The following is a 21149-nucleotide window of genomic DNA, read 5'->3' on the forward strand; positions in this document are numbered from 1 at the left end:
GGGGCAGAGTGGAGACATGACTTCTCCCGCCTCAGTCGACACCCGCACCGCCGCGCTCTCGGCACTGCGCGAACTGGTCGGCCGCCCCGATGCCGACTTCCACGACGGCCAGTACGAGGCGATCGAGGCGCTGGTCGAGGGCCGCCGCCGTGCGCTCGTCGTGCAGCGCACCGGGTGGGGCAAGTCGGCCGTGTATTTCGTCGCGACGCTGCTGCTGCGGCGTCAGGGGGCCGGGCCGACCGTCCTGGTCTCGCCGCTTCTCGCGCTGATGCGCGATCAGATCGCCGCAGCAGAACGGGCGGGCGTCCGCGCCGTGGCGATCAACTCGACCAACGCGCACGAGTGGTCGGAGGTCATGGAGCAGCTCGACCGCGACGAGGTCGACGTGCTGCTCGTCTCACCCGAGCGCCTCAACAACCCCGCATTCCGCGAGCAGCAGCTCCCGGCGCTCGTGCGCAGGATCGGCATGCTGGTGGTCGACGAGGCGCACTGCATCAGCGACTGGGGGCACGACTTCCGCCCCGACTACCGGCGCCTGCGCGACCTCATCGAGCAGATGCCACCCGAGGTGCCGGTGCTCGCCACGACCGCCACCGCGAACAGCAGAGTCGTGGCCGACGTCGCCGAGCAGCTCGGCACAGGAGGGGTATCGGGCGCCGCGGGTTCCGAGGTGCTCACGATCCGCGGCCCGCTCGCGCGCACGTCGCTGCGTCTCGGTGTGCTGCGTCTGCGAGACTCCGCCAGCCGGCTCGCGTGGCTGCTCAGTCACATCGACGACCTTCCCGGTTCCGGCATCATCTACACCCTGACGGTCGCAGCCGCGGTCGACACCGCGCGGCTGCTGCGCGAGCACGGCCACGACGTGCGTGCGTACACGGGGCAGACCGACACCGACGAGCGCGCCGAGTCCGAAGGGATGCTGAAGCGCAACGAGGTCAAGGCGCTCGTCGCCACGAGCGCGCTCGGGATGGGCTTCGACAAGCCCGACCTCGGCTTCGTGCTGCACCTGGGCGCACCCTCGTCACCGGTCGCGTACTACCAGCAGGTCGGACGTGCCGGCCGTGCGAGCGAGAGCGCCGACGTCCTGCTGCTGCCGGGCGTCGAAGACCGAGACATCTGGCACTACTTCGCCACGGCATCGATGCCGGATCGCGAGCGCGCCGAGCGGGTCATCGCGGCCCTCGGCGACCAGCCCATCTCGACACCGGCGCTCGAGGCGATGGTCGACATCCGGCGCACGCCCCTGGAGCTGCTGCTCAAGGTGCTCGACGTCGACGGCGCGGTGCGCCGGGTGCAGGGTGGGTGGGTCGCGACCGGGCAGCCGTGGACCTATGACGCCGAGCGCTACGAGCGCATCGCGGCCGAGCGTCGCGCCGAGCAGCAGCACATGATCGACTACGAGCAGACCGACGGATGCCGCATGGAGTTCCTGCAGCGCTCGCTCGATGACGACACGGCGGCGCCCTGCGGGAGATGCGACAACTGCGCGGGCATCTGGTTCCCGAGTGAGATCGGCGAGTCGGCCACGACACAGGCCGCGGAATCGCTCGATCGTGTGGGCGTGCCGGTCGAGCCTCGTCGTGCCTGGCCGACCGGGGCCGACAAGCTCGACGTGCCGGTGAAGGGACGCATTCCCGCGGGGGAGCAGGCCGGCGAAGGGCGGGCGCTCGCCCGCCTCACCGACCTCGGCTGGGGCGGCACGCTGCGTGAGCTCTTCGCGGCGGGGGCTCCCGATGCCGTCGTGACGCCGCAGGTGCTCGGCGGCTGTGTGCGGGTGCTCGCCGACTGGGGCTGGAGCGAGCGCCCCGTCGCGGTCGTCGCCATGCCGTCGCGATCACACCCGCTGCTCGTCGACTCGCTCGCCCGCGGGATCGCTGAGATCGGGCGCCTGCCGTACCTGGGCGCGCTCGACCTCGTGAACGGCGGGCCGACGGGGCAGCCCGGCGGCAACAGCGTGTTCCGATTGGCCGGTCTGTGGGACAGGTTCAGCGCCCAGAACCTCGACGTACCGGCGGGGCCCGTGCTGCTCGTCGACGATCTGGCCGACAGTCGCTGGACGCTCACGGTCGCTGCGCGCACGCTCCGCCAGGCGGGGGCGAGCGATGTGCTCCCGTTCGTGCTCGCGCTGCGCGGCTGACGCCGGCGATCCGCCGACCTCCGGAGCGCCTCAGCGCAGGTCGTAGACTCGCTTGTACTTGCCCTCGCTCCGGGGCAGCGTGCCCGGCTCCTCGACCGTCACGTCGACGGTGGTGCCGATGTGCATCTTGATGCGGTGGGTGAGCACGGCGGCAGCAGCGTCGCACTCCTCGGCGCTCAGCGACGGATGCCGCTCGATGCGCACGGTCATCGTGTCGAGCTGCCCGACGTGGTGCAACTCGAGCACGAAGTGCGGTGTGAGCGTCTCGATGCCCATCACCAGCTCCTCGATCTGGGTGGGGAAGAGGTTCACGCCGCGCAGGATGATCATGTCGTCGTTGCGGCCGGTGATCTTCTCCATGCGCCGGAGCGCCGGGTACGTCGTTCCCGGCAACAGCCGCGTCAGGTCGCGCGTGCGGTAGCGGATCACCGGAAAGGCCTCTTTGGTCAGCGACGTGAAGACGAGCTCGCCGAGCGCATCGTCCGGCAGGCATTCCCCGGTCTCGCCGTCGATGATCTCGGGCAGGAAGTGGTCCTCCCAGATGTGCGGACCGTCCTTCGTGAGCACGCTCTCGCTTGCGACCCCCGGCCCCATGACCTCACTGAGTCCGTAGATGTCGACGGCGTCGATGTTCAGCCGGCGCTCGATCTCACGACGCATCTCGTTCGTCCACGGCTCGGCGCCGAGCACCGCGACGCGCAGCGACGTCCTCGTCGGATCGATTCCCGAGGCCTCCATCGCGTCCGCGATCGTGAGCAGGTAGCTCGGCGTGCAGAGGATCGCATCCGGTTCGAAGTCCGTGATCAGCTGCACCTGCCGAGCGGTCTGCCCTCCCGACACCGGGATCACCGTCGCGCCGAGGCGCTCGATCCCGGCGTGCGCGCCGAGACCCCCGGTGAAGAGCCCGTAGCCGTAGGCATTGTGCACCTTCATCCCCGGGCGGATGCCGGCGGCGTGCAGCGACCGCGCCACCAGGTCGCCCCACCGGTCGAGGTCTCCCTCGGTGTAGCCGACGACTGTCGGACGCCCCGTGGTGCCCGACGACGCATGCACGCGTCGCACCTCGGCCATCGGCACCGCGAACATGCCGAACGGGTAGCTCTCACGCAGGTCGGCCTTGCTGGTGAACGGCAGGAGCCGCACGTCGTCGAGGGTGCGCACGTCGTCGGGATGCACACCGTGCTCGTCGAACTTGCGCCGATAGGTCGGCACGTTCTCGTAGGCATGCCGCACCGTCCACTGCAGGCGCTGCAACTGCAGCCGCGCCAGTCGATCGGGCGAATGCAGCTCGGCCTCGGCACCGATCTCGGCACGTGTGGTGGTGGTCATCGTCGACTCCTTCGTCGAAACAAGCAGGGAGCGTGCGTGCGCTCAGGCGGGGTGTGAGCGGTTCGTCGTGAGGGAGCGGCCGCGCACCTCGGCGACGATGTCGCCCGATTCGTCGGTCACCGTCACGTCGTACAGGCCGTTGCGTCCGCTGACGACACGGCGCACCGCGCGCGCTGTCAGTCGCTGGCCGGCGGTCGTGGATTTCAGGAAGGTGATGTCGGCACCACCCGCGACCGTGACGCGATCGTCCTCGTTGCAGGCGATCGCGAAGGCGGTGTCGGCGAGCGTGAAAACCAGACCTCCGTGGGTGATCGCGAAGCCGTTCAGCATGTCGTCACGCACGGTCATCGAGACGACGGCCTCTCCGGGGGCGTCGTGCTCGACGGTCATCCCGAGCATCATCGATGCGGCATCGCGCTGCATCATCGCCCTCATGCGGCGACGACCTCGGGCGTCGGCTGCTTGTTCACCAGAGTGAGCACGTCGTAGGTGGCGACGAGCTCGTCGTTCTGGTTGCGGATCACGGCGTCCCAGCGCACCTCTCCGTACTCGTCGGTCTCGCGGGGCGTGATCTGCTTCGCGGTCAGCTCGACGCGGATCGTGTCGCCGGGGGAGACCGGCGTGATGAACCGCAGGTTCTCCAGGCCGTAGTTCGCGAGCACGGGTCCGGGCTCCGGATCGACGAAGAGGCCGGCCGCCCACGAGACGAGGAGGTAGCCGTGCGCGACCCGTCCGGGGAAGAACGGGTTCGCGGCGGCGGATGCTTCGTCCATGTGGGCGTAGAACGTGTCGCCAGTGAAGTGCGCGAAGGTCTCGATGTCGGCGAGGGTGACCTCGCGCGAGGCGGAGACGATCTGGTCTCCGATCCGCAGTTCCGCGAGCGACTTGCGGAACGGATGCCGCCCGTCGCTGCGCGCCGCGGCCCCCGCGTGCCACACGCCGGTGAGCGCGGTGAGCATCTCGGGCGAACCCTGCACCGCCGTGCGCTGCATGTGATGCAGCACGGCGCGGATGCCGCCGAGCTCTTCGCCGCCGCCGGCTCGACCGGGGCCGCCATGCACGAGATTCGGCAACGGGGACCCGTGACCGGTCGACGATCGCGCGTCATCGCGGTCGAGCAGCAGCATCCGGCCGTTGAACGGCGCGATGCGTGTGGCGAGCTGCACCGCCTGCTCGGGGTCGTGGGTGGCGATGCTGGTGACCAGCGAGCCGCCCCCTCGGGCGACGAGGGCTGCGGCTTCGGCGATGGTGTCGTACGTGAGCAGCGACGACACGGGGCCGAAGGCCTCGATCGAGTGCGCCGCGTCTGACTGCGAGTCGTCGAAGCGCAGAAGCAGCGGCGACACGAAGGCTCCGTCGGGCGAGGTGCCCGTGCTGCCGTCGGCGAGGCGGACCTCGGGAGCATCCGTCGTTCCGATGACGATCTGCCCGCCCGCTGACTGCAGACGATCGACCTGGCGCAGCACCTCGTCGCGCTGTCCGGTCGAGGCGAGCGGGCCCATGGTGACGCCGTCGGCGCGGGGGTCGCCCAGCACGGTCTTGTCGGCGAGGCGCGCACGCACGGCACCGATGACCGCATCGGCGGAGCGCGCGGGGACGATCGCGCGGCGGATGGCCGTGCACTTCTGGCCGGCCTTGCTCGTCATCTCGGTGACGAGCTGGCGCACGTACGCGTCGAACTCGGGGGTGCCCTCGGTCGCATCGGTGCCGAGCACAGAGGCGTTGATCGAGTCGGTCTCGGCGGTGAACCGCACGCCGCCGGTCTGCACCGCGGCGTGGGCTCTCAGGCTCTCCGCCGTCGATGCGCTGCCGGTGAAGCCCACGATGTCGCCGAGCCTCAGGTTCTCGAACAGGTCGGGAACGCTGCCGCTGACGAGCTGCAGCGATCCGTCGGGCAGCAGCCCCGACTCGACGAGGATGCGCACCATCGCCTCGGCGACGTATCCCGTGGGCGTCGCGGGCTTGACGAGCGTCGGCATGCCGGCGAGGAACGCGGGGGCGAACTTCTCGAGCGACCCCCACACCGGGAAGTTGAAGGCGTTGATCTGCACCGCCACGCCGGGGAGCGTCGTGTACACGTGCCGCCCGAGGAAGGACCCGTCCTTCGACAGCGGCTCGACGGGCCCGTCGACGTGCACGCGGCTGTTCGGCAGCTCCCGGCGGCCCTTGCCCGAGTAGGAGAACAGCACGCCGATGCCGCCGTCGATGTCGACCCACGAGTCGGCTTTGGTGGCGCCGGTGCGCGCGGACAGCGCATACAGCTCGTCCTTGCGCTCGGTGAGTGCGAGGGCGAACTGCTTCAGCAGCACGGCCCGCTGGTGGAACGTGAGCGCACCGAGGCTCGTCTGCCCCACGGAGCGGGCGTGCTCCAGTGCACCCGCCAGGTCGAGGCCCTCGGTCGAGACGCGCGTGACGATCTCGCCGGTGGAGGCGTCGCGGACATCGATGGATCGTTCCGGCGCCGAGGGCGTCCACCACTCGCCCTGGACGTAGCTCGGCAGATACTCGGTCATCTCTCCTCGTTCCATGCGTAGAACCCTTCGCCGCTCTTGCGGCCCAGCTTTCCCTCGGCGACCATACGGCGCAGCAGTTGCGGTGCAGCGAACCGCTCGCCCAGCGTGCGCTCCAGCTCTTCCGCGATGCCCAGGCGCACATCGAGCCCGACGATGTCGGTGGTGCGCAGCGGACCCATCGGATGCCGGTACCCCAGCGTCATCGCCGCATCGATGTCGGAGGCCGAGGCGACGCCCTCCTCGAGCATCCGGATCGCCTCGAGGCCGAGCATGACTCCGAGCCGCGACGACGCGAAGCCCGGGGAGTCGCTGACGACGATCGGCGTCTTGCCGAGGGCCGCCACCCAGGCGGTGGCGGTCTCGACGACCGCCCGGTCAGTCGTCGCGCCGCGCACGACCTCGACGAGCGCCGACGCGGGCACCGGGTTGAAGAAGTGCAGGCCGAGGAATCGCTCCGGGTGTCTGCGGGCGGCAGCGAGATCGTCTATCGAGATCGACGAGGTGTTGCTCGCCAGAATCGCCGATGACGACAGCACAGCCTCGGCGCGCGACAGTGCGTCCTCCTTGAGGGCGCGGTCTTCGGGAACCGCCTCGATCGCGAGATCGACCTCGGCGAACGCGCCGGTGTCGACGCCCGTCGTGAGGCGCCCGGCCAGTTCGGACGCGTCGAGAGACGGGTCGCGTTCGACAGACCTGCGGATGCTGTCACCGATGCGGGTCAGCGCCGCGACGGCGCTCGCCGCATCGCGCTCGACCACACGGACGTGAGAGCCCGCGAGCAGGAACGCATGAGCGATCCCCGCCCCCATGCGGCCGCCTCCGATAACACCGACCCGATTCGGGGCGCTGCCGATGTCGCTCATCGTCTCTTCTCCAGGAAGTCGGTCATGCGGCGGACCTTCTCGGGCGACTCGAAGAGCTCGGCCTGCAGCTCGACCTCGATCGCCGGGTGGCCGGCCCGCGGAGTGCGCAGAGCGCGTTTCGTGTACTGCGTCGCGAGGGGGTCGTTCGCCGCGATGCGATCGACGATCCGGTGCGCGGCCGCGGGCAGCTCGTCAGCCGGGTGCAGCGACGACACGAGTCCCCACCGCAGCGCCTCCTCGGCATCGAGGGCCCGACCGGTGAGGAGCAGCTCGCTCGCCCGCGCGTCGCCGACGATCTCGGGCAGGCGCCACGTCGCCCCCGCGGCTGCCATGATCCCGAGTCCGGTCTCGGGATTGCCGATGCGCAGGGACGGCGTCGCGATGCGGATGTCGGCGGCGTAGGCGAGCTCTGCTCCGCCCCCGAGCGCGTATCCGTCGATCGCGGCGATCACCGGCATCGGAAGCTCGTGGATGCGGATGAACGCGGTCGCGTTGATCGCGCGCCGGGCGTCGTCGGCGGTGCGATCGCGCAGCTGGGCGATGTCGGCGCCCGCCGCGAACACGCCGTCGACACCGGTGAGGATCAGAGTGCGCGGCGTCTCCTCGAGCAGCGTGCACAGGTCGTGCAGCGCGTCGATCGTCGACTGGTCGATGGCATTGCGCTTCTCGGGTCGATCGAGCGTCGCGATCACCCGGTCTCGATGCTCCTCGATGCGCAGCGTCACGTCAGACGCTCCACGATCACCGCGGTGCCCTGACCGACCCCCACGCACATCGTCGCCAGGCCGTAGCGGGCGTCCTCGCGTTCGAGCCTGCCGAGCAGCGTGACGATCAGTCGCGATCCGCTGGAACCCAGGGGATGGCCGAGCGCGATCGCTCCGCCGTCGGCGTTGACGATCGACGGGTCGAGCCCGAGGCGGCGGATGCAGGCGAGGGACTGCGACGCGAAGGCCTCGTTGAGCTCGACGGCGCCGAGGTCGCCGACCTGCAGACCCGCCTTCGCGAGCGCCTTCTGCGTGGCGGGCACGGGACCCAGGCCCATGATCTCCGGGGCGAGTGCGGCGGTCGCCGACGCGACGATGCGCGCGCGAGGACGCAGGCCGTGTCGCTCGACCGCCTCGGCGCTCGCCACGACGATCGCCGAGGCTCCATCGTTCAGCGAGCTGGAGTTGCCTGCCGTGACCACCTCGCCCCCCGCGACCACGGGACGCAGTGCGGCCAGGGCGTCGAGCGTGGTGCCGCGCCGGGGCCCCTCGTCGGCGTCGACCAGCCCCTGGCTCGTCTCGACGCCCACGATCTCCGGAACGAAGCGGCCGGCGTCGAGCGCGGAGATGGCGCGCTGATGGCTCAGGAGCGCGAAGGCGTCGGCATCCGCTCTGGTGATCCCGTCGATGCGAGCGACCTCTTCGGCCGTCTCGGGCATGGAGAAGGTGGCCTTGTGGCGGGCGCTCAGCCGCGGGTTGGTGAAGCGCCACCCGATCGACGTGTCGTGCGCAGCACCGGGCTTCGCCCATGCCCGCTCGGGTTTCGCCTGCACCCAGGGCGCCCGGGTCATGGATTCAACGCCACCGGCGACGATCAGGTCAGCCTCTCCTGCGCGCACCGCGTTGGCGGCGAGTGCGATGGCCGACATCCCCGAGGCGCAGAGGCGATTGACGGTCAATCCGGGGATCGAATCCGGGAGACCCGCGAGCAGCACGGCCATGCGCGCGACGTTGCGGTTGTCCTCGCCCGCCTGGTTCGCCGCGCCGAGGATGACCTCGTCGATCTCGTCGGCGGGGATGGTGGCTCGCGAGACCGTGGCACCGACGACGAGGGCCGCCAGATCATCGGGGCGGATGCCGGCGAGTGCGCCTCCGTAGCGACCGACAGGGGTGCGGACCCCGTCGACGAGATAGGCCTCGGACATCGTCATCCTCTCGAACGCCCACGCTGGCGATAATTTCAGACCGATCGGTCAGGAATACGATCTCAGATCCGTGCACGAATGGCAACTCATCGGGAGACTGACAGACTGGGCCCATGGCGCAGCCCGGAATCGAGGCGCCGGCCCCCAAGCGCGGCCGGCCAGGATATGACCGCGAGCAGGTGCTCGCGGTCGCCGTCAAGGTCTTCAACGAGCACGGGTACGACGCCACGAGCGTCGCGGACCTCAGTGCGACGCTGGGGCTGACGAAGTCGGCGCTCTACCACCACTTCGAATCGAAGTCGGCGATCCTCGAGCTCGCGCTGAGGGACGCGCTCGATGCCCTCGAGGCCGTCGTGGATGACGCGACCGCGCAGCACTCGCTGGCCTCCGACCGCCTGCGGGCGATCGTCCGCGGCGCGGTGCGCGTGCTGACCGAGAAGCTGCCCTCGGTCACGCTGCTGCTGCGGGTGCGGGGGAACGGCGACGTCGAGACCGCGGCGCTGGTGCGCAGGCGTGCGTTCGATCAGCGCGTGACGGCGATCGTGTCCGAGGCGCAGACCGAGGGGCTGATCCGAGACGACGTCGATGCGGCGGTCGCCACCAGGCTGATCTTCGGCATGATCAACTCGGTCGTCGAGTGGTATCGACCCGGCGGCCCCGTCGACCCCGACGAGCTGGGGGAGGACATCCTGCGGGTGAGCCTGGACGGACTGCAGTCCCGCTGAGCGGGCTCAGTCGTCGGCCGGCGCCACCCGGGGAGGCCAGCTGGTCGCTCCGAGCTCACGGGAGATGTTGCGTGCCGTCTCGCGCAGCGCGTTGAGCACCGTGTCCGAGGCGGGCGCCTGCGATGTGGGCATCACGACGGCCACGGCGGCGACGATGTCGTTCGACGCGTCGGCGACCGGCGCGGCGACGGACGACTCGCCGAGCACAGCCTCATCGGTCTCTGCGGCGCTGCCCCGCTCGGCGATGGCCGGCAGGTCGAGCAGCAGTCGGGCGACGTCGGTGATCGTGTCGCCGGTGAGGCTGTGCAGGGGCCGCTCGAAGACGGTGCGCTGAAACCCCAGGTCGTGCGCGAGCAGCACCTTTCCCATCGCGGAGGCATGAGCGGGGATCGCCACGCCGGTCTCGAGCATCTGCTGGCTGTCATCCGGACGCAGGTCGTGGTGGATCACGAGCACCTCATGGAAGTGCGGCGCTCCGAGCCTGACCGGGAGGTTCGTCCGGCGGGCGAGCTCCTGCGTCCACCGCATGGCCCTGGCCCTGACATCGAGGGTGTCGAGATAGACGTTGCTCAGCCGCAGAAGGGTGGGGCCGAGCATGTAGCGCTGCCCGCCGCGCTCCTTCGCGACGAGACCGTGCTCGCGCAGGGACTTGACGATCCCGTGCACGGTCGACGGAGGCAGGCTCAAGGCGAGTGCGAGGTCTGTGATGCCGAGATGGCGTGCCCCCTGCAGCAGCTCGAGTACTTTCGCTGCGCGATCGATGGCCTGGATCATCGCGGCTCCTCCCTCCGGGTCGTCGTCGAGCCGGGCGGTCGCATCGGTCGTCAGGTCGATCTTGACAACTCGCCTGCGCCCGAGCATATTCGACATTGACGAATAACTTTCCAATATTGCGAAAAATCGCCGCCGTGAAGATCAAAGGAGATCGAACGATGAAGAAGCTCATCAACAACCCCACCGATGTGCTGGTCGAATCGCTGCGCGGCGTCGCACTCGCGCATCCGGAGCTCTCGGTCGACCTCGAGACGCATGTGATCACCCGCTCGACGCCGAAGGCGGAAGGCAAGGTCGCGATCGTCTCGGGCGGAGGGTCGGGCCACGAGCCGCTGCACGGGGGATATGTGGGCGTCGGGATGCTCGACGCGGCCGTCGCCGGCGAGGTCTTCACCTCGCCCACACCCGATCGGGTGCAGGCGGCCACGAAAGCCGTCGACCGCGGGGCCGGCGTGCTGCACATCGTCAAGAACTACACGGGCGACGTGCTCAATTTCGAGATGGCGGCGGAGCTCGCCTCGATGGAGGGCATCGAGGTCGGCACCGTGATCGTCGACGACGACGTCGCCGTGCAGGACTCCCTCTACACCGCAGGGCGTCGTGGCGTCGGACTCACGGTGCTGCTCGAGAAGCTGGTCGGCGCCGCGGCTGAAGAGGGGCAGGATCTCGATGCCGTCGTTGCCCTCGCGAAGCGCATCAACGGACAGGGGCGGTCGATGGGCATGGCGCTCACCAGCTGCACGGTTCCCGCAGCGGGCAAGCCGACGTTCGATCTGCCCGAGGACCAGATGGAGATCGGGATCGGCATCCATGGCGAGCCCGGTCGGCACCGGGAGCCACTGGCGCCGGCATCCGAGATCGCCCGGCAGCTCGTGGAGCCGATCCTCGCCGATCTCGACGTCTCAGGTCCCGCCATCGTGATGCTCAACGGCATGGGCGGATCCCCGTTGATCGAGCTGTATCTGATGTACGGCGAGGTGGCCGCGCTGCTCGAGCAGGCGGGAGTGCAGATCGCCCGCAACCTGGTCGGCGACTACATCACCTCGCTCGACATGGCCGGGTGCTCGCTCACGGTGCTGAAGGCCGACGACGAGCTGCTCAGGCTGTGGGACGCACCCGTCAACACCCCCGGACTGCGGTGGGGGGCATGATGGCGGCGATCGACACCGCGGCCCTGGCCGACTGGATCCGGCGGTTCCGCGACGTCATCGCCGAGAAGCGCGAATGGCTCACCGAGCTGGACTCGGCGATCGGAGACGCCGACCACGGCGCGAACATGGCCCGTGGCATGGAGGCGGTCGTGGCGAAGCTCGACGCGGGCGTGCCCGACACGGTCGACGAGCTGCTCAAGACCGTCGGCATGACTCTCGTGAGCTCGGTCGGAGGCGCCAGCGGGCCGCTCTACGGCACGCTGTTCCTGCGGATGGGGATGGCTGCAGGGCCCGTGACCGAGCTCGATGGCGCCGGACTCGGCGGCTCGCTGCGTGCCGGACTCGATGGCATCGTCGCTCGCGGCAAGGCTGAGGCGGGCGACAAGACCATGTACGACGCCATGGCGCCCGCGGCGGATGCCTTCGACGCGGCGATCTCGGGAGGGGCAGAGCTGTCTGCGGCGACGGCGGCGGCCGCAGAGGCGGCCGCGTCCGGACGGGACGCCACCGAACCGCTCGTCGCCCGGAAGGGACGCGCGAGCTACCTCGGCGAACGCAGCGCCGGGCATCTCGACCCGGGTGCGGCGTCGATGACACTGCTGTTCGAATCCCTCGCCCAGGCGACCGCGGAATCGTCCTGATGATCGGCATCGTCGCCGTCTCCCACAGCGCTCGTCTCGGGGAGGCGGCACTGGAGCTTGCCCTGCAGATGGTCCAGGGCGGGGGCGCACGGGTGGAAGTCGCCGCCGGGGCGGGAACGGATGCCGACGGCACGCCGATCCTCGGGACCGACGCTGTCGCGGTCGCTTCCGCGATCGACGCGCTCGCGGAGGACTGCGAGGGGGTGCTGGTGCTCATGGATCTCGGCTCCGCGGTGCTGAGTGCGGAGCTCGCGCTGGAGCTGCGGGCGAGCGTAGTGCCGGTGCGCCTCGCCCCCGCGCCGTTCGTGGAAGGGCTGCTTGCGGCCGTGGTGTCGGCCGCGGCGGGCGGATCGCTGGAGGTCGTCGCCGGGGAGGCGTCGAGCGCGCTCGACGCGAAGACCGACCAGCTCGACGACCCGTCGACGGACTCGGCTGCGGTCGAGTCCCTCCCGACCGACCGCTCGGGAGCCGTGACGCGGACGGTGGTCGTGCGAAACCCGCTCGGGATACACGCGCGACCGGCGGCCCTGATCGCCGAGGCATCGGCGGGCATCGATGTGCGACTGCGCCGATTGCCGGACGGACCCGAGGCGTCGGCCGCGAGCCTGTCACGACTGCTGATCCTCGGTGCCCGGCAGGGCGACGAGATCGAGCTGTCCGCGCTCGGACCGGACGCGGAGGGGGCTCTCGACCGACTGGCTTCCCTGTTCGACGACGGATTCGGCGAGGGTACGGATGCGGAGCCGGCCGGTTCCGCATCCGGTTCCGGTTCCGACTCCGATTCCGGGAAGGCCCGCGCTTCCGGATTCGAGACGCGATCCGCCCGTGTGGTCCAGGCGGGAGACGTGCTGCGCGGCCGCGGTGTGAGCCCGGGCAGGGTCGCCGCCGAGGCCGTGTCGCTTGCCGCGCCGGTGCGCGAGCCCGATCCCGACGAGGTCATCGCCATCGCCGCACGTGAGAGCGAGGTGTCGGCGGTGCAGCGGGCGGCTGAGGCGGTGACCGACGAGCTGCGCGCGCGAGCCTCGGCGGCGACAGGGGAGGCGCGGGCGATCCTGGACGCGTCCGGTCTGCTCGCCGCCGACCCCGAGCTGGTCGCTGAAGCGGCAGAGCTCGTGCGGTCGCGAGGGCGCACGGCCGCGCGGGCCGTGTGGGAGACGTCCGCGGCGCGCGAGAAGGGTCTCGTCGCACTCGGCGGTCGGACGGCTGAGCGTGCAGCGGACGTCCGTGATGTGCGCGATCGGATGATCGCAGAGATCCTCGACCTCGAGATGCCGGGTGTGCCCGAGCGCGATGACCCGTTCATCCTGGTGGCGACCGACCTCGCGCCCGCAGACACCGCCGCCCTCGACGGTGGCAGCTGCGTCGGGCTCGTGACCGAACAGGGCGGGCCCACCTCGCATACGGCGATCATCGCCCGTTCGCTCGGCATCCCCGCGGTGGTGGGGGTGGTCGGCGCGACCGGGGTCCCGTCGGGTTCGGTGGTCCTCGTCGACGGCGAACGGGGCACGGTCGAGATCGAGCCGAGCAGCTCACGCGTCGCCGAGACCGCGGCCACCGCCGTCGTGGTGCCCTTCGAGGGCGAGGGCGTGCTCGCAGACGGACGCCGGATCGCGCTGCTGGCCAATGTCGGGGGAGCAGCCGAGGCTGTCGTGGCTGCCGGGTCGAGGGCTGAAGGCGTGGGGCTGTTCCGCACCGAGTTCTGCTTCCTCGACCGTATCGACGCGCCGTCGGTCGATGAGCAGGTCGACGCGTACCGCGGAGTGCTCGCTGCGTTCCCTGGGCGAAGAGTCGTCGTCCGCACGCTCGATGCGGGCAGCGACAAGCCTCTGCCGTTCGCGAACGCCGATGCCGAGGCGAATCCGGCCCTGGGAGTGCGTGGTCTGCGGATCTCCCGTCGGGAGCCCGCGTTGCTCGGCGATCAGCTGCGTGCTCTGGCACTGGCTGCTGAGGCGGAGTCGGCGATGGTCGAGGTGATGGCGCCGATGGTGTCGACGGTGGAAGAGGCGAGGGACTTCACCGAGCGCGCGCGGCAGGCCGGCCTCGACACGGTGGGGGTGATGATCGAGACACCCTCGGCAGCGCTTCTCGCGTCGGAGATGCTCGAGGTGGTCGACTTCGTCAGCATCGGTACGAACGACCTCGCGCAGTACACGTTGGCGGCGGATCGACTGCTCGGAGAACTCGGTGACTTGAACGACCCCTGGCAGCCGGCGGTCCTCCGGCTGATCGGCTCGGCAGGAAGCGCGGGGCGTCGGTGGGGCCTTCCCGTCGGCGTGTGCGGAGAGGCGGCTGCCGATCCCGCGCTCGCCCCCGTGCTCGTGGGGCTCGGCGTCACCTCGCTGTCGATGACGCCCCGCGCCCTCGGCCGTGTCGCCGCCGCGCTCGCCGCTGTCACCGAGGCGCAGTGTCGCGAGGCGGCCGACGCCGCGCTGCGAGCCGTGACCGCTGCCGACGTGCGAGCGGTGGCCGCTGCGATCCTCGCCCCCTGAAAGATGGTGGCCCGGTCGGATCATCGATCGGGCCGCCATCGAGCTGTGCGCTCTCAGGGTCAGGCGTGCAGATCGACGCCCTTCGTCTCCTTGACCATCGATACGCCCACGAGCGAGATCAGAGCCGCGATGGCGATGTAGACGCCGATGGTCCACGCCGCCTGGAACTGGTTCATCAGCGACTCGGCGATCATCGGCGCGAAGGCACCGCCGAGGATGGCGCCCAGCGCGTAGCCGATCGAGACTCCGGAGTAGCGGACGTTCGCGGGGAACATCTCGGCGTAGAGCGCCGCCTGGGGGCCATATGAGAGCCCGAGCGCGAAGGTCATGACGAACAGTGCGACGAAGTACCAGAAGATGTTCGCCGTATCGATCAGGAACCACATCGGCACCGCCCAGAGTGCGAGCGCGATGTACCCGATCTGGAAGGTCCGGACTCGGCCGAGGCGATCTGACAGATGGCCTCCCCAGAGAGTGAAGATGAGCCATCCGAACGACGCGAGTGTCGTGGCCAGCAGCACAGGAGGACGTTCCATGCCGAGCGCGGTGACGGCGTACGTGGCGAAGAATGCGATGAGCAGGTAGCCGGCGGCATTGTTCCCGATGAAGATCAGGGCGGTGAGCACGACCTGCTTGGTGTTCTTGCGGAAGAGGCGGCCCAGCGGCGCTGACGCCTCCTGCCGACGACGGCGGAGGTCTTCGAAGACCGGGCTCTCGTCGACCGCGCGGCGGATCACGTAGCCCACGGCGATCAGCACGATCGACATCAGGAAGGGGATCCGCCAACCCCACTCGAGGAACGCCTCGGGCGACATCGAGCTAGTCAGCACCCAGAGCGTGGCCGTGGCGAGGATCATGCCGATGGGGACGCCGATCTGCGGGAACGCGCCGAAGAGACCTCGTCGGTTCGTCGGGGCGTGTTCGACGGCCATCAGCGCTGCGCCGCCCCACTCGCCGCCTGCGGAGAACCCCTGCAGGATGCGGAGCACGATGAGCAGGATCGGTGCCGCGACGCCGATCGCCGCGTAGGTCGGGAGGATGCCGATGAGAGAGGTCGAGAGTCCCATCATGACGAGCGTGAAGACCAGCATCTTCTTGCGGCCCAGCTTGTCGCCCAGGTGCCCGGCGATGATGGCCCCGAGTGGGCGGAACAGGAACGAGATCCCGATCGTGGCGAACGACAGGACCTGCGCGAATCCCTTGTTCTCCTCGGCGATCGGCGCCAGGAACAACGGGGCGAGCACGAGCCCGGCGGCTTGTGCGTAGATGAAGAAGTCGTACCACTCGATCGAGGTGCCGACGAGGGTGCTGGCGAGGACCCGCCGTTCCTCTGCGGGCATCCGGGCCGTCGAACTGCGAGGGGATACTGCTGACGTCATTGCGAACTCCGTTGTTCAGCGGGTGGGGGATGAGCGACGCGGCGTCGCGTCGAGGTCACTTACCGAATGATCGGTCAGTAAATGACGATGCTAGCGCAGTCGGTGCCTGCGGGAAAGATATGCCGGGTTCGGTATGCATCTGCTCTCATTCTGATATCGACATGTCGGCGGCTCTCGACGACGTCCCGCGGCTGCCATACTCTCGGCGCAGGGGCGCCGCACGCGGCGCGTGAAGATCTCGGAGGGTCTCATGGTCGAAAATCGCTCACGACGAGCCAGGGCTGCAGTGGCGATCATCGGGTTCACCAGCGTCATCGCGCTGACGGCCTGTGCGCCCGGAGTGCAGGAATCCCCGTCGCCTGAGCCCTCCCCTCCACCGACGACGGCTGCGCCCGCGCCGTATGCCGGGCCGATCGTCTTCGTCGGGGACGAACTCGCCGCCTTCGCACTGACTCCCGCGGAGATCTCCGGGATCGTGTCTGATGCCGCCGACATCTCAGAGCCGTCGCCTGTGCTCGAGCAGGTGTCGGACGGGGGCGGTGCGACGGCGATCCCTGCGATCTGCGAGGCGCTCTACGTGGAGCAGTCGCTCGGATCCGTCGGTGCGAGGGCGATCGACTGGAGCGTGCCCGCCGATCCCGAGTACGGATTCGGGAGACTCCTCGTTCTGCAGTTCGCGGATGAGGCGCAGGCGCGGACACGCATGGATCAGCTGGTGCAGGCGGCGCAGCAGTGTTCCGAGTTCACGAAGGGCGGTCCCGTGACGTTCGACGCGGTCATCCCCGAGAGCGCCGGCGATGCACGCGGCTTCGCGGGAACCCTCATCGATGCGGGTCTCGGCTGGCAGTCCTTCGGTGCGTTCGCCTCGACGGGGAACGTCATCGTGCAGCTGTGGCAGCCGTTCGGCGGCGATCGCTCCTTCGATGCGGAGGCAGCCGCGACGCTCCTGCTGGCTCGTGCTGACGAGGCGCGCCAGGGGCTCGTGGAGCAGCTCACGGCGACGCCGCCCCTCGGCGAGGAGGATCCGTCGGACGACCCCGGCGACGTCTGGAGCGACTGGCAGATCGGAGTCGGGGGAGTCGGTCCCCTCCGCCTCGGTGACGAACTCGACTCGGCGCTCGCGGCCGCGGGCGCTGACGAGGTCGTCGAGCCGTCCTTCGAAGGCGGCCCCTGGACGCTCGTCGACGCCGACATCACCGGGTCGATCCAGGTGCAGCCCGCGGACGGTGTCGATGCCGTGCAGTCGATCACGGTCGGCAATGCGCGGACCCTGGACGACGCGGCTCAGGACGGTGCGGCGCTGCCGGCGCGTGGCGATGTGCGAGTGGGTGACCCGGTCGCAGACGCGATCGCGGCATTCCCGGGCGGCACGATCGTCGACGTGGCATCATCCGGCGACGACTACTACGAGATCGCGACCCGTGACGGACAGGTGTTCCTGTTCCAGGCGGACCGTGACGTGGTGGATGCGGGGGCGACGATCGTGGGGATCACGGTCGAAGACGCGACGGCACGCAAGCCCCTGCTCTTCGGCTGATGACCGGAGGGCGGGGCGTCACTCGATCTCAGACTCTCCCGAATGCCCGCAGCGGGTGCTCGATGAGCTCGCTGACGCGACGCAGGAAGCTCGCGGCATACCCGCCGTCGCACACGCGGTGGTCGAAGACGAGCGACAGCTGAGCGATGCGGCGGGGGAGGATCTGCCCGTCGACCACCCAGGGGCGCTCGATGATGCGCCCGATCCCGAGGATCGCGACCTCGGGGTGATTGATGATCGCGGCGGAACCGTCGACGCCGAGCCCGCCGTAGTTGTTCAGTGTGAACGTCGATCCGCGCAGGCGCTCGGGGGGCATCGCCCCTGCGCGTGCGGTCGCCGACAGCTCGCGCAGCTCAGTGTCGAGCCGCTCGACGCTGAGCTCGTGCGCCCTCCGGATCACGGGAACCAGCAGACCGCGCTCGGTGTCGGCGGCGACACCCAGGTTGATGCCGTCGAAAGAGATGATCTCCGATGCGTCGTCGCTCAACCGGGAGGCGAGAATCGGATGCTCCGCGAGTGCGAGGATGACGAACCGCGCCACGAGGGCGGTGATCGACGGGGCCTTGCCGCCGGGCGGCACCATCTCGGCGCGAAGGTTCCACAGCTCGGTCGCATCGACGTCGACCCAGACCGTGGCCTCCGGGATCTCGGAGCGGCTGCGGGTCAGTCGTGCGCTGACCGCCTTGCGGAGCGCAGACATCCGCTCGCGGGAGATCACGGCGAGGCCGTCGACGCGCTCGGTGCTCGCTGACTGCGGCGGGCGATCCTCGCGGCGATGCTGCGCCGCGGCTCCGTCGACCGCGTCGTCGACCGCGGCCGCCAGGACGTCGGCCCGAGTGACGGCGCCGTCATGACCGGTCGGGGTGATGGCGTGGACGTCGAGCCCGAGGTCGCGGGCCAGGCGCCGTACGAGGGGCGAACGCACGGCCACGGGCTGCCGCGTCGAAGCATTGACGGCCGCACTGTCAGCCGCCGTCTCAGGTGCCGTCCCGGCTGCCGACTTCGCCTTCGGGCGCCGACGTCCGGTCGTGCCGCGCTCCGAGGTTCCGTAGCCGATCAGGACGTTGCCGGATCCTGCGCGCTCCTCTTCGCGATACGCCGCATGGCCCGGATCGTCCGCATCCGCGCGGAGGTCGCCTCCTGCATCCTCGTCCGGATCCCCACCGGAAGAGGCAGAGGTGCCGTCGGCGACCTCGAGCACCGGCGCTCCGACGTCGATGGTCTCGCCCGGTTCTCCGTGCAGTGCGGTGACGACGCCGGCGAAGGGCGAGGGCAGTTCGACGATGCTCTTGGCGGTCTCGACCTCGGCGATCGCCTGATCGGTGACGATCGTGTCGCCGACGGAGACGAGCCACTGCACGAGCCCGGCTTCGGTGAGGCCCTCGCCGAGGTCGGGCAGGCGGAACACACGGCCGGTCAGAGCGGTCATGATTCGTCCTCCCAGTGCAGCGAGTCGATGGCATCCAGCACGCGGTCGACGTCGGGCAGGTACCAGTGCTCGAGCTTCGGAGGGGCGTAGGGGGTGTCGAAGCCGGTGACACGGCGCACCGGAGCTTCGAGATACTCGAAGCAGCGCTCGAACACCCGGGCCTGGATCTCGGAGGCGACGCTGGCGTAGCCGGGAGCCTCGGCGATCACCACGGCGCGCCCGGTCGCGCGCACTGCGGCGGTCACCGTCGCATTGTCGAACGGCGAGAGCGACCGGATGTCGATGACCTGCACGCTGCGCCCCTCGGATGCCGCGACATCGGCGGCCTCGAGCGCGAGCGGCACCGAGGCGCCGTACGCGAGCAGAGTGACATCGGTGCCCGCGCGGGCGAGGCGCGCGGAACCGATCTCCGCCGTCACCGAGGTGTCGACCTCGCCCTTCGTCCAATAAAGCTTCTTCGGCTCGAGGAAGATGACCGGGTCGGGCGAGGCGATCGCCGCGCGAAGCAGCGAATACGCGTCCTGCGGGGTCGACGGGCTCACCACGGTGAGTCCGGGCGTGTGGGCGTAGTACGCCTCGGAGGAGTCGCAGTGATGCTCGACACCGCCGATGCCGCCGCCGAACGGGATGCGGATCACGAGCGGCATCCGCACCGCACCGCGCGTGCGATTGCCGAGCTTCGCGACGTGGCTCACGATCTGTTCGAAGGCTGGCAGGGCGAACGCGTCGAACTGCAGTTCGACCACGGGGCGCATGCCGTTCATCGCCATGCCGACCGCTGTCCCGACGATGCCGGATTCTGCGAGCGGGGTGTCGAAGCAACGGTCCTCGCCGAATCGTGCCGTGAGCCCGTCGGTGATGCGGAACACGCCGCCCAGAGCCCCGACGTCCTCGCCGAAGACCACGACCTCGGGGTCGCTCTCGATCGCATCTGCGAGCGCGAGATTCAGGGCGGCGGCCATGCTCATGGTCGACACGGCCGGCTCGTGCGTGACGGTGCGCAGGTCGTCGTGGGCGATGGTCATCATGCACCTCCGGTGGTTTCGCGCGTGCGTTCGATCTCGTCACGGAGCATCTGCCACTGCTCCTCGCGCTGCGGCGATCTCTGCTCCGTGACGAAACGGAAGAGGTCTTCGGGGTCGATGTCGGCGTCGACGTTGAGAGCTTCGCGCATCGCTGCGGCGATCCGTTCGGCTCCCGAGGTGTACTCGGCCTCGAGATCATCGGTGAGGATGCTCGTGCGTCGGAGGTGCGCTCGCAGGCGCGTGAGCGGGTCACGAGCGACCCAGGCCTGCACGTCCTCGCGCTCCCGGTAGCGGGTGTCGTCGTCGGCGTTCGTATGCGCCTGCATCCGATAAGTGTGGGCCTCGATCAAGGTCGGCCCGCCGCCCGAACGTGCGTGCTCCACGGCCTCGCCGAGCACGGCGAGCACCGCGGCGACGTCGTTGCCGTCGACGCGCTGCCCCGGCATCCCGTAGCCGATCGCCTTGTGCGCGAGCGAGGGTGCGGCGGTCTGACGGCTGAGCGGCACCGAGATCGCGAACTCGTTGTTCTGCACGAAGAACACGACGGGCACGTGGAAGACGGCGGCGAAGTTCAGCGCCTCGTGGAAGTCGCCCTCGCTGGTCGCGCCATCTCCGCACAGCGCGAGCACGACCGTGCGCTCTCCCCGTCTCTTCGCCGCGTAGGCGAATCCGACAGCGTGCAGCAGCTGCGTCGCGAGGGGAGTCGCCTGCGGGGCGACGTGGTGTGCGCGCACGTCGTAGCCCGAGTGCCAGTCGCCCTTGAGGAGCACCATCGCCTGCGCCGGTGCGACCCCGCGAGCGATGACCGCCACCGAGTCGCGATAGGTCGGGAAGAGCCAGTCGCCGTCGGCGAGGGCGAGTGCGGCCCCGATCTGGCAGGCCTCTTGACCGTGCGACGACGGGTACACGGCGAGGCGCCCCTGCCGGACGAGGGCGCTGGCCTGATCGTTGATTCGGCGCCCCTCGACGAGCCCGCGGTAAGCGGCCAGCAGGGACGCCTCGCCGGGCAGGGCGTAGTGGTCGTCGGCGACGGCCATGCCGTCGGGATCGATGAGCTGCACCGCGGTGTCGCGCGGGAGCAGAGTCGCGTGGTCCATCCGGTCGCCCTCCTTGCCGAACCTGATGGAGTCAGCATGCGCCCTCGCCGACACTCGTCCAAGGGTCGGTGGCGGATCGTGGACGATTGTGCGAAGTTTGGCGCTCGCAGTGTCGAAATGTCAGAATTCCGTATCGGGACGAAGGAGTGCC

General features: G+C 69.8%; 17 protein-coding genes. 6 read left to right on the plus strand and 11 right to left on the minus strand.

Annotated elements, in window-relative coordinates:
* The first annotated feature begins 16 nt into the window (after nucleotides 1-16).
* Nucleotides 17-2137 carry a RecQ family ATP-dependent DNA helicase gene (locus AC3WS6_RS07195; RefSeq protein WP_492500360.1) on the plus strand — a complete coding sequence of 707 codons (2121 nt, stop codon included), beginning with the start codon at nucleotides 17-19 and terminating at the stop codon, nucleotides 2135-2137.
* Nucleotides 2138-2167: 30 nt separating this feature from the next.
* On the opposite strand, the gene paaK is transcribed toward AC3WS6_RS07195, so the two are convergent.
* Genes paaK through AC3WS6_RS07225 form a run of 6 tightly spaced genes read right to left on the minus strand, consistent with a single transcriptional unit; the run spans nucleotide 2168 to nucleotide 8751 of the window.
* Nucleotides 2168-3466, minus strand: a complete 1299-nt coding sequence (gene paaK / locus AC3WS6_RS07200) for a phenylacetate--CoA ligase PaaK (protein ID WP_492500361.1) — start codon at nucleotides 3464-3466, stop codon at nucleotides 2168-2170.
* 42 nt (nucleotides 3467-3508) lie between these two features.
* Complete coding sequence (gene paaI / locus AC3WS6_RS07205) at nucleotides 3509-3892, minus strand: hydroxyphenylacetyl-CoA thioesterase PaaI (RefSeq protein WP_492500362.1); 384 nt, start codon at nucleotides 3890-3892, stop codon at nucleotides 3509-3511.
* Between the two features lie 5 nt (nucleotides 3893-3897).
* A complete protein-coding gene (paaZ, locus tag AC3WS6_RS07210) occupies nucleotides 3898-5979 on the minus strand; it encodes a phenylacetic acid degradation bifunctional protein PaaZ (RefSeq protein WP_492501463.1) in 2082 nt (693 codons plus the stop codon).
* Nucleotides 5976-6842, minus strand: a complete 867-nt coding sequence (locus AC3WS6_RS07215) for a 3-hydroxyacyl-CoA dehydrogenase family protein (protein WP_492500363.1) — start codon at nucleotides 6840-6842, stop codon at nucleotides 5976-5978. The genes paaZ and AC3WS6_RS07215 overlap by 4 nt, the downstream gene beginning before the upstream one ends.
* A complete protein-coding gene (locus tag AC3WS6_RS07220; RefSeq protein WP_492500364.1) occupies nucleotides 6839-7567 on the minus strand; it encodes an enoyl-CoA hydratase/isomerase family protein in 729 nt (242 codons plus the stop codon). The genes AC3WS6_RS07215 and AC3WS6_RS07220 overlap by 4 nt, the downstream gene beginning before the upstream one ends.
* Nucleotides 7564-8751 (minus strand): thiolase family protein, encoded by a 1188-nt coding sequence (locus AC3WS6_RS07225; RefSeq protein WP_492500365.1) that lies wholly within the window; start codon nucleotides 8749-8751, stop codon nucleotides 7564-7566. Before AC3WS6_RS07225 ends, AC3WS6_RS07220 begins: the two co-directional genes overlap by 4 nt.
* A 113-nt stretch (nucleotides 8752-8864) precedes the next feature.
* Between AC3WS6_RS07225 and AC3WS6_RS07230 the strand changes: the two genes are divergently transcribed.
* Nucleotides 8865-9476, plus strand: coding sequence for a TetR/AcrR family transcriptional regulator (locus AC3WS6_RS07230; protein WP_492500366.1), 612 nt, complete (start codon nucleotides 8865-8867; stop codon nucleotides 9474-9476).
* A gap of 6 nt (nucleotides 9477-9482) precedes the next feature.
* Here the strand turns inward: AC3WS6_RS07230 and AC3WS6_RS07235 are convergent, their stop codons facing one another.
* Nucleotides 9483-10346: an IclR family transcriptional regulator gene (locus AC3WS6_RS07235; protein WP_492500367.1), complete on the minus strand. Its 864-nt coding sequence runs from the start codon at nucleotides 10344-10346 to the stop codon at nucleotides 9483-9485.
* A gap of 62 nt (nucleotides 10347-10408) precedes the next feature.
* On the opposite strand from AC3WS6_RS07235, the gene dhaK reads away from it, so the two are divergent.
* Genes dhaK through ptsP form a run of 3 tightly spaced genes read left to right on the plus strand, consistent with a single transcriptional unit; the run spans nucleotide 10409 to nucleotide 14531 of the window.
* On the plus strand, nucleotides 10409-11401 hold the full coding sequence (gene dhaK, locus AC3WS6_RS07240) for a dihydroxyacetone kinase subunit DhaK (RefSeq protein WP_492500368.1): 993 nt from the start codon (nucleotides 10409-10411) through the stop codon (nucleotides 11399-11401).
* Nucleotides 11401-12042 (plus strand): dihydroxyacetone kinase subunit DhaL, encoded by a 642-nt coding sequence (gene dhaL, locus AC3WS6_RS07245; RefSeq protein ID WP_492500369.1) that lies wholly within the window; start codon nucleotides 11401-11403, stop codon nucleotides 12040-12042. Before dhaK ends, dhaL begins: the two co-directional genes overlap by 1 nt.
* A complete protein-coding gene (ptsP, locus tag AC3WS6_RS07250) occupies nucleotides 12042-14531 on the plus strand; it encodes a phosphoenolpyruvate--protein phosphotransferase (RefSeq protein ID WP_492500370.1) in 2490 nt (829 codons plus the stop codon). Before dhaL ends, ptsP begins: the two co-directional genes overlap by 1 nt.
* A 59-nt stretch (nucleotides 14532-14590) precedes the next feature.
* Here ptsP and AC3WS6_RS07255 read toward each other — a convergent pair whose 3' ends face one another.
* Nucleotides 14591-15910, minus strand: a complete 1320-nt coding sequence (locus tag AC3WS6_RS07255) for an MFS transporter (protein ID WP_492500371.1) — start codon at nucleotides 15908-15910, stop codon at nucleotides 14591-14593.
* Nucleotides 15911-16160: 250 nt separating this feature from the next.
* On the opposite strand from AC3WS6_RS07255, the gene AC3WS6_RS07260 reads away from it, so the two are divergent.
* Nucleotides 16161-17447, plus strand: a complete 1287-nt coding sequence (locus AC3WS6_RS07260) for a hypothetical protein (protein ID WP_492500372.1) — start codon at nucleotides 16161-16163, stop codon at nucleotides 17445-17447.
* A 28-nt stretch (nucleotides 17448-17475) separates the two neighbouring features.
* Here AC3WS6_RS07260 and AC3WS6_RS07265 read toward each other — a convergent pair whose 3' ends face one another.
* Genes AC3WS6_RS07265 through AC3WS6_RS07275 form a run of 3 tightly spaced genes read right to left on the minus strand, consistent with a single transcriptional unit; the run spans nucleotide 17476 to nucleotide 20998 of the window.
* Nucleotides 17476-18876, minus strand: coding sequence for a dihydrolipoamide acetyltransferase family protein (locus tag AC3WS6_RS07265; protein WP_492500373.1), 1401 nt, complete (start codon nucleotides 18874-18876; stop codon nucleotides 17476-17478).
* Nucleotides 18873-19901 carry an alpha-ketoacid dehydrogenase subunit beta gene (locus tag AC3WS6_RS07270; protein WP_492500374.1) on the minus strand — a complete coding sequence of 343 codons (1029 nt, stop codon included), beginning with the start codon at nucleotides 19899-19901 and terminating at the stop codon, nucleotides 18873-18875. Before AC3WS6_RS07270 ends, AC3WS6_RS07265 begins: the two co-directional genes overlap by 4 nt.
* On the minus strand, nucleotides 19901-20998 hold the full coding sequence (locus AC3WS6_RS07275) for a thiamine pyrophosphate-dependent enzyme (protein ID WP_492500375.1): 1098 nt from the start codon (nucleotides 20996-20998) through the stop codon (nucleotides 19901-19903). Before AC3WS6_RS07275 ends, AC3WS6_RS07270 begins: the two co-directional genes overlap by 1 nt.
* Nucleotides 20999-21149 lie beyond the last annotated feature (151 nt).

It is taken from the genome of Microbacterium sp. EB106-03-03-XG65 (assembly GCF_058791955.1).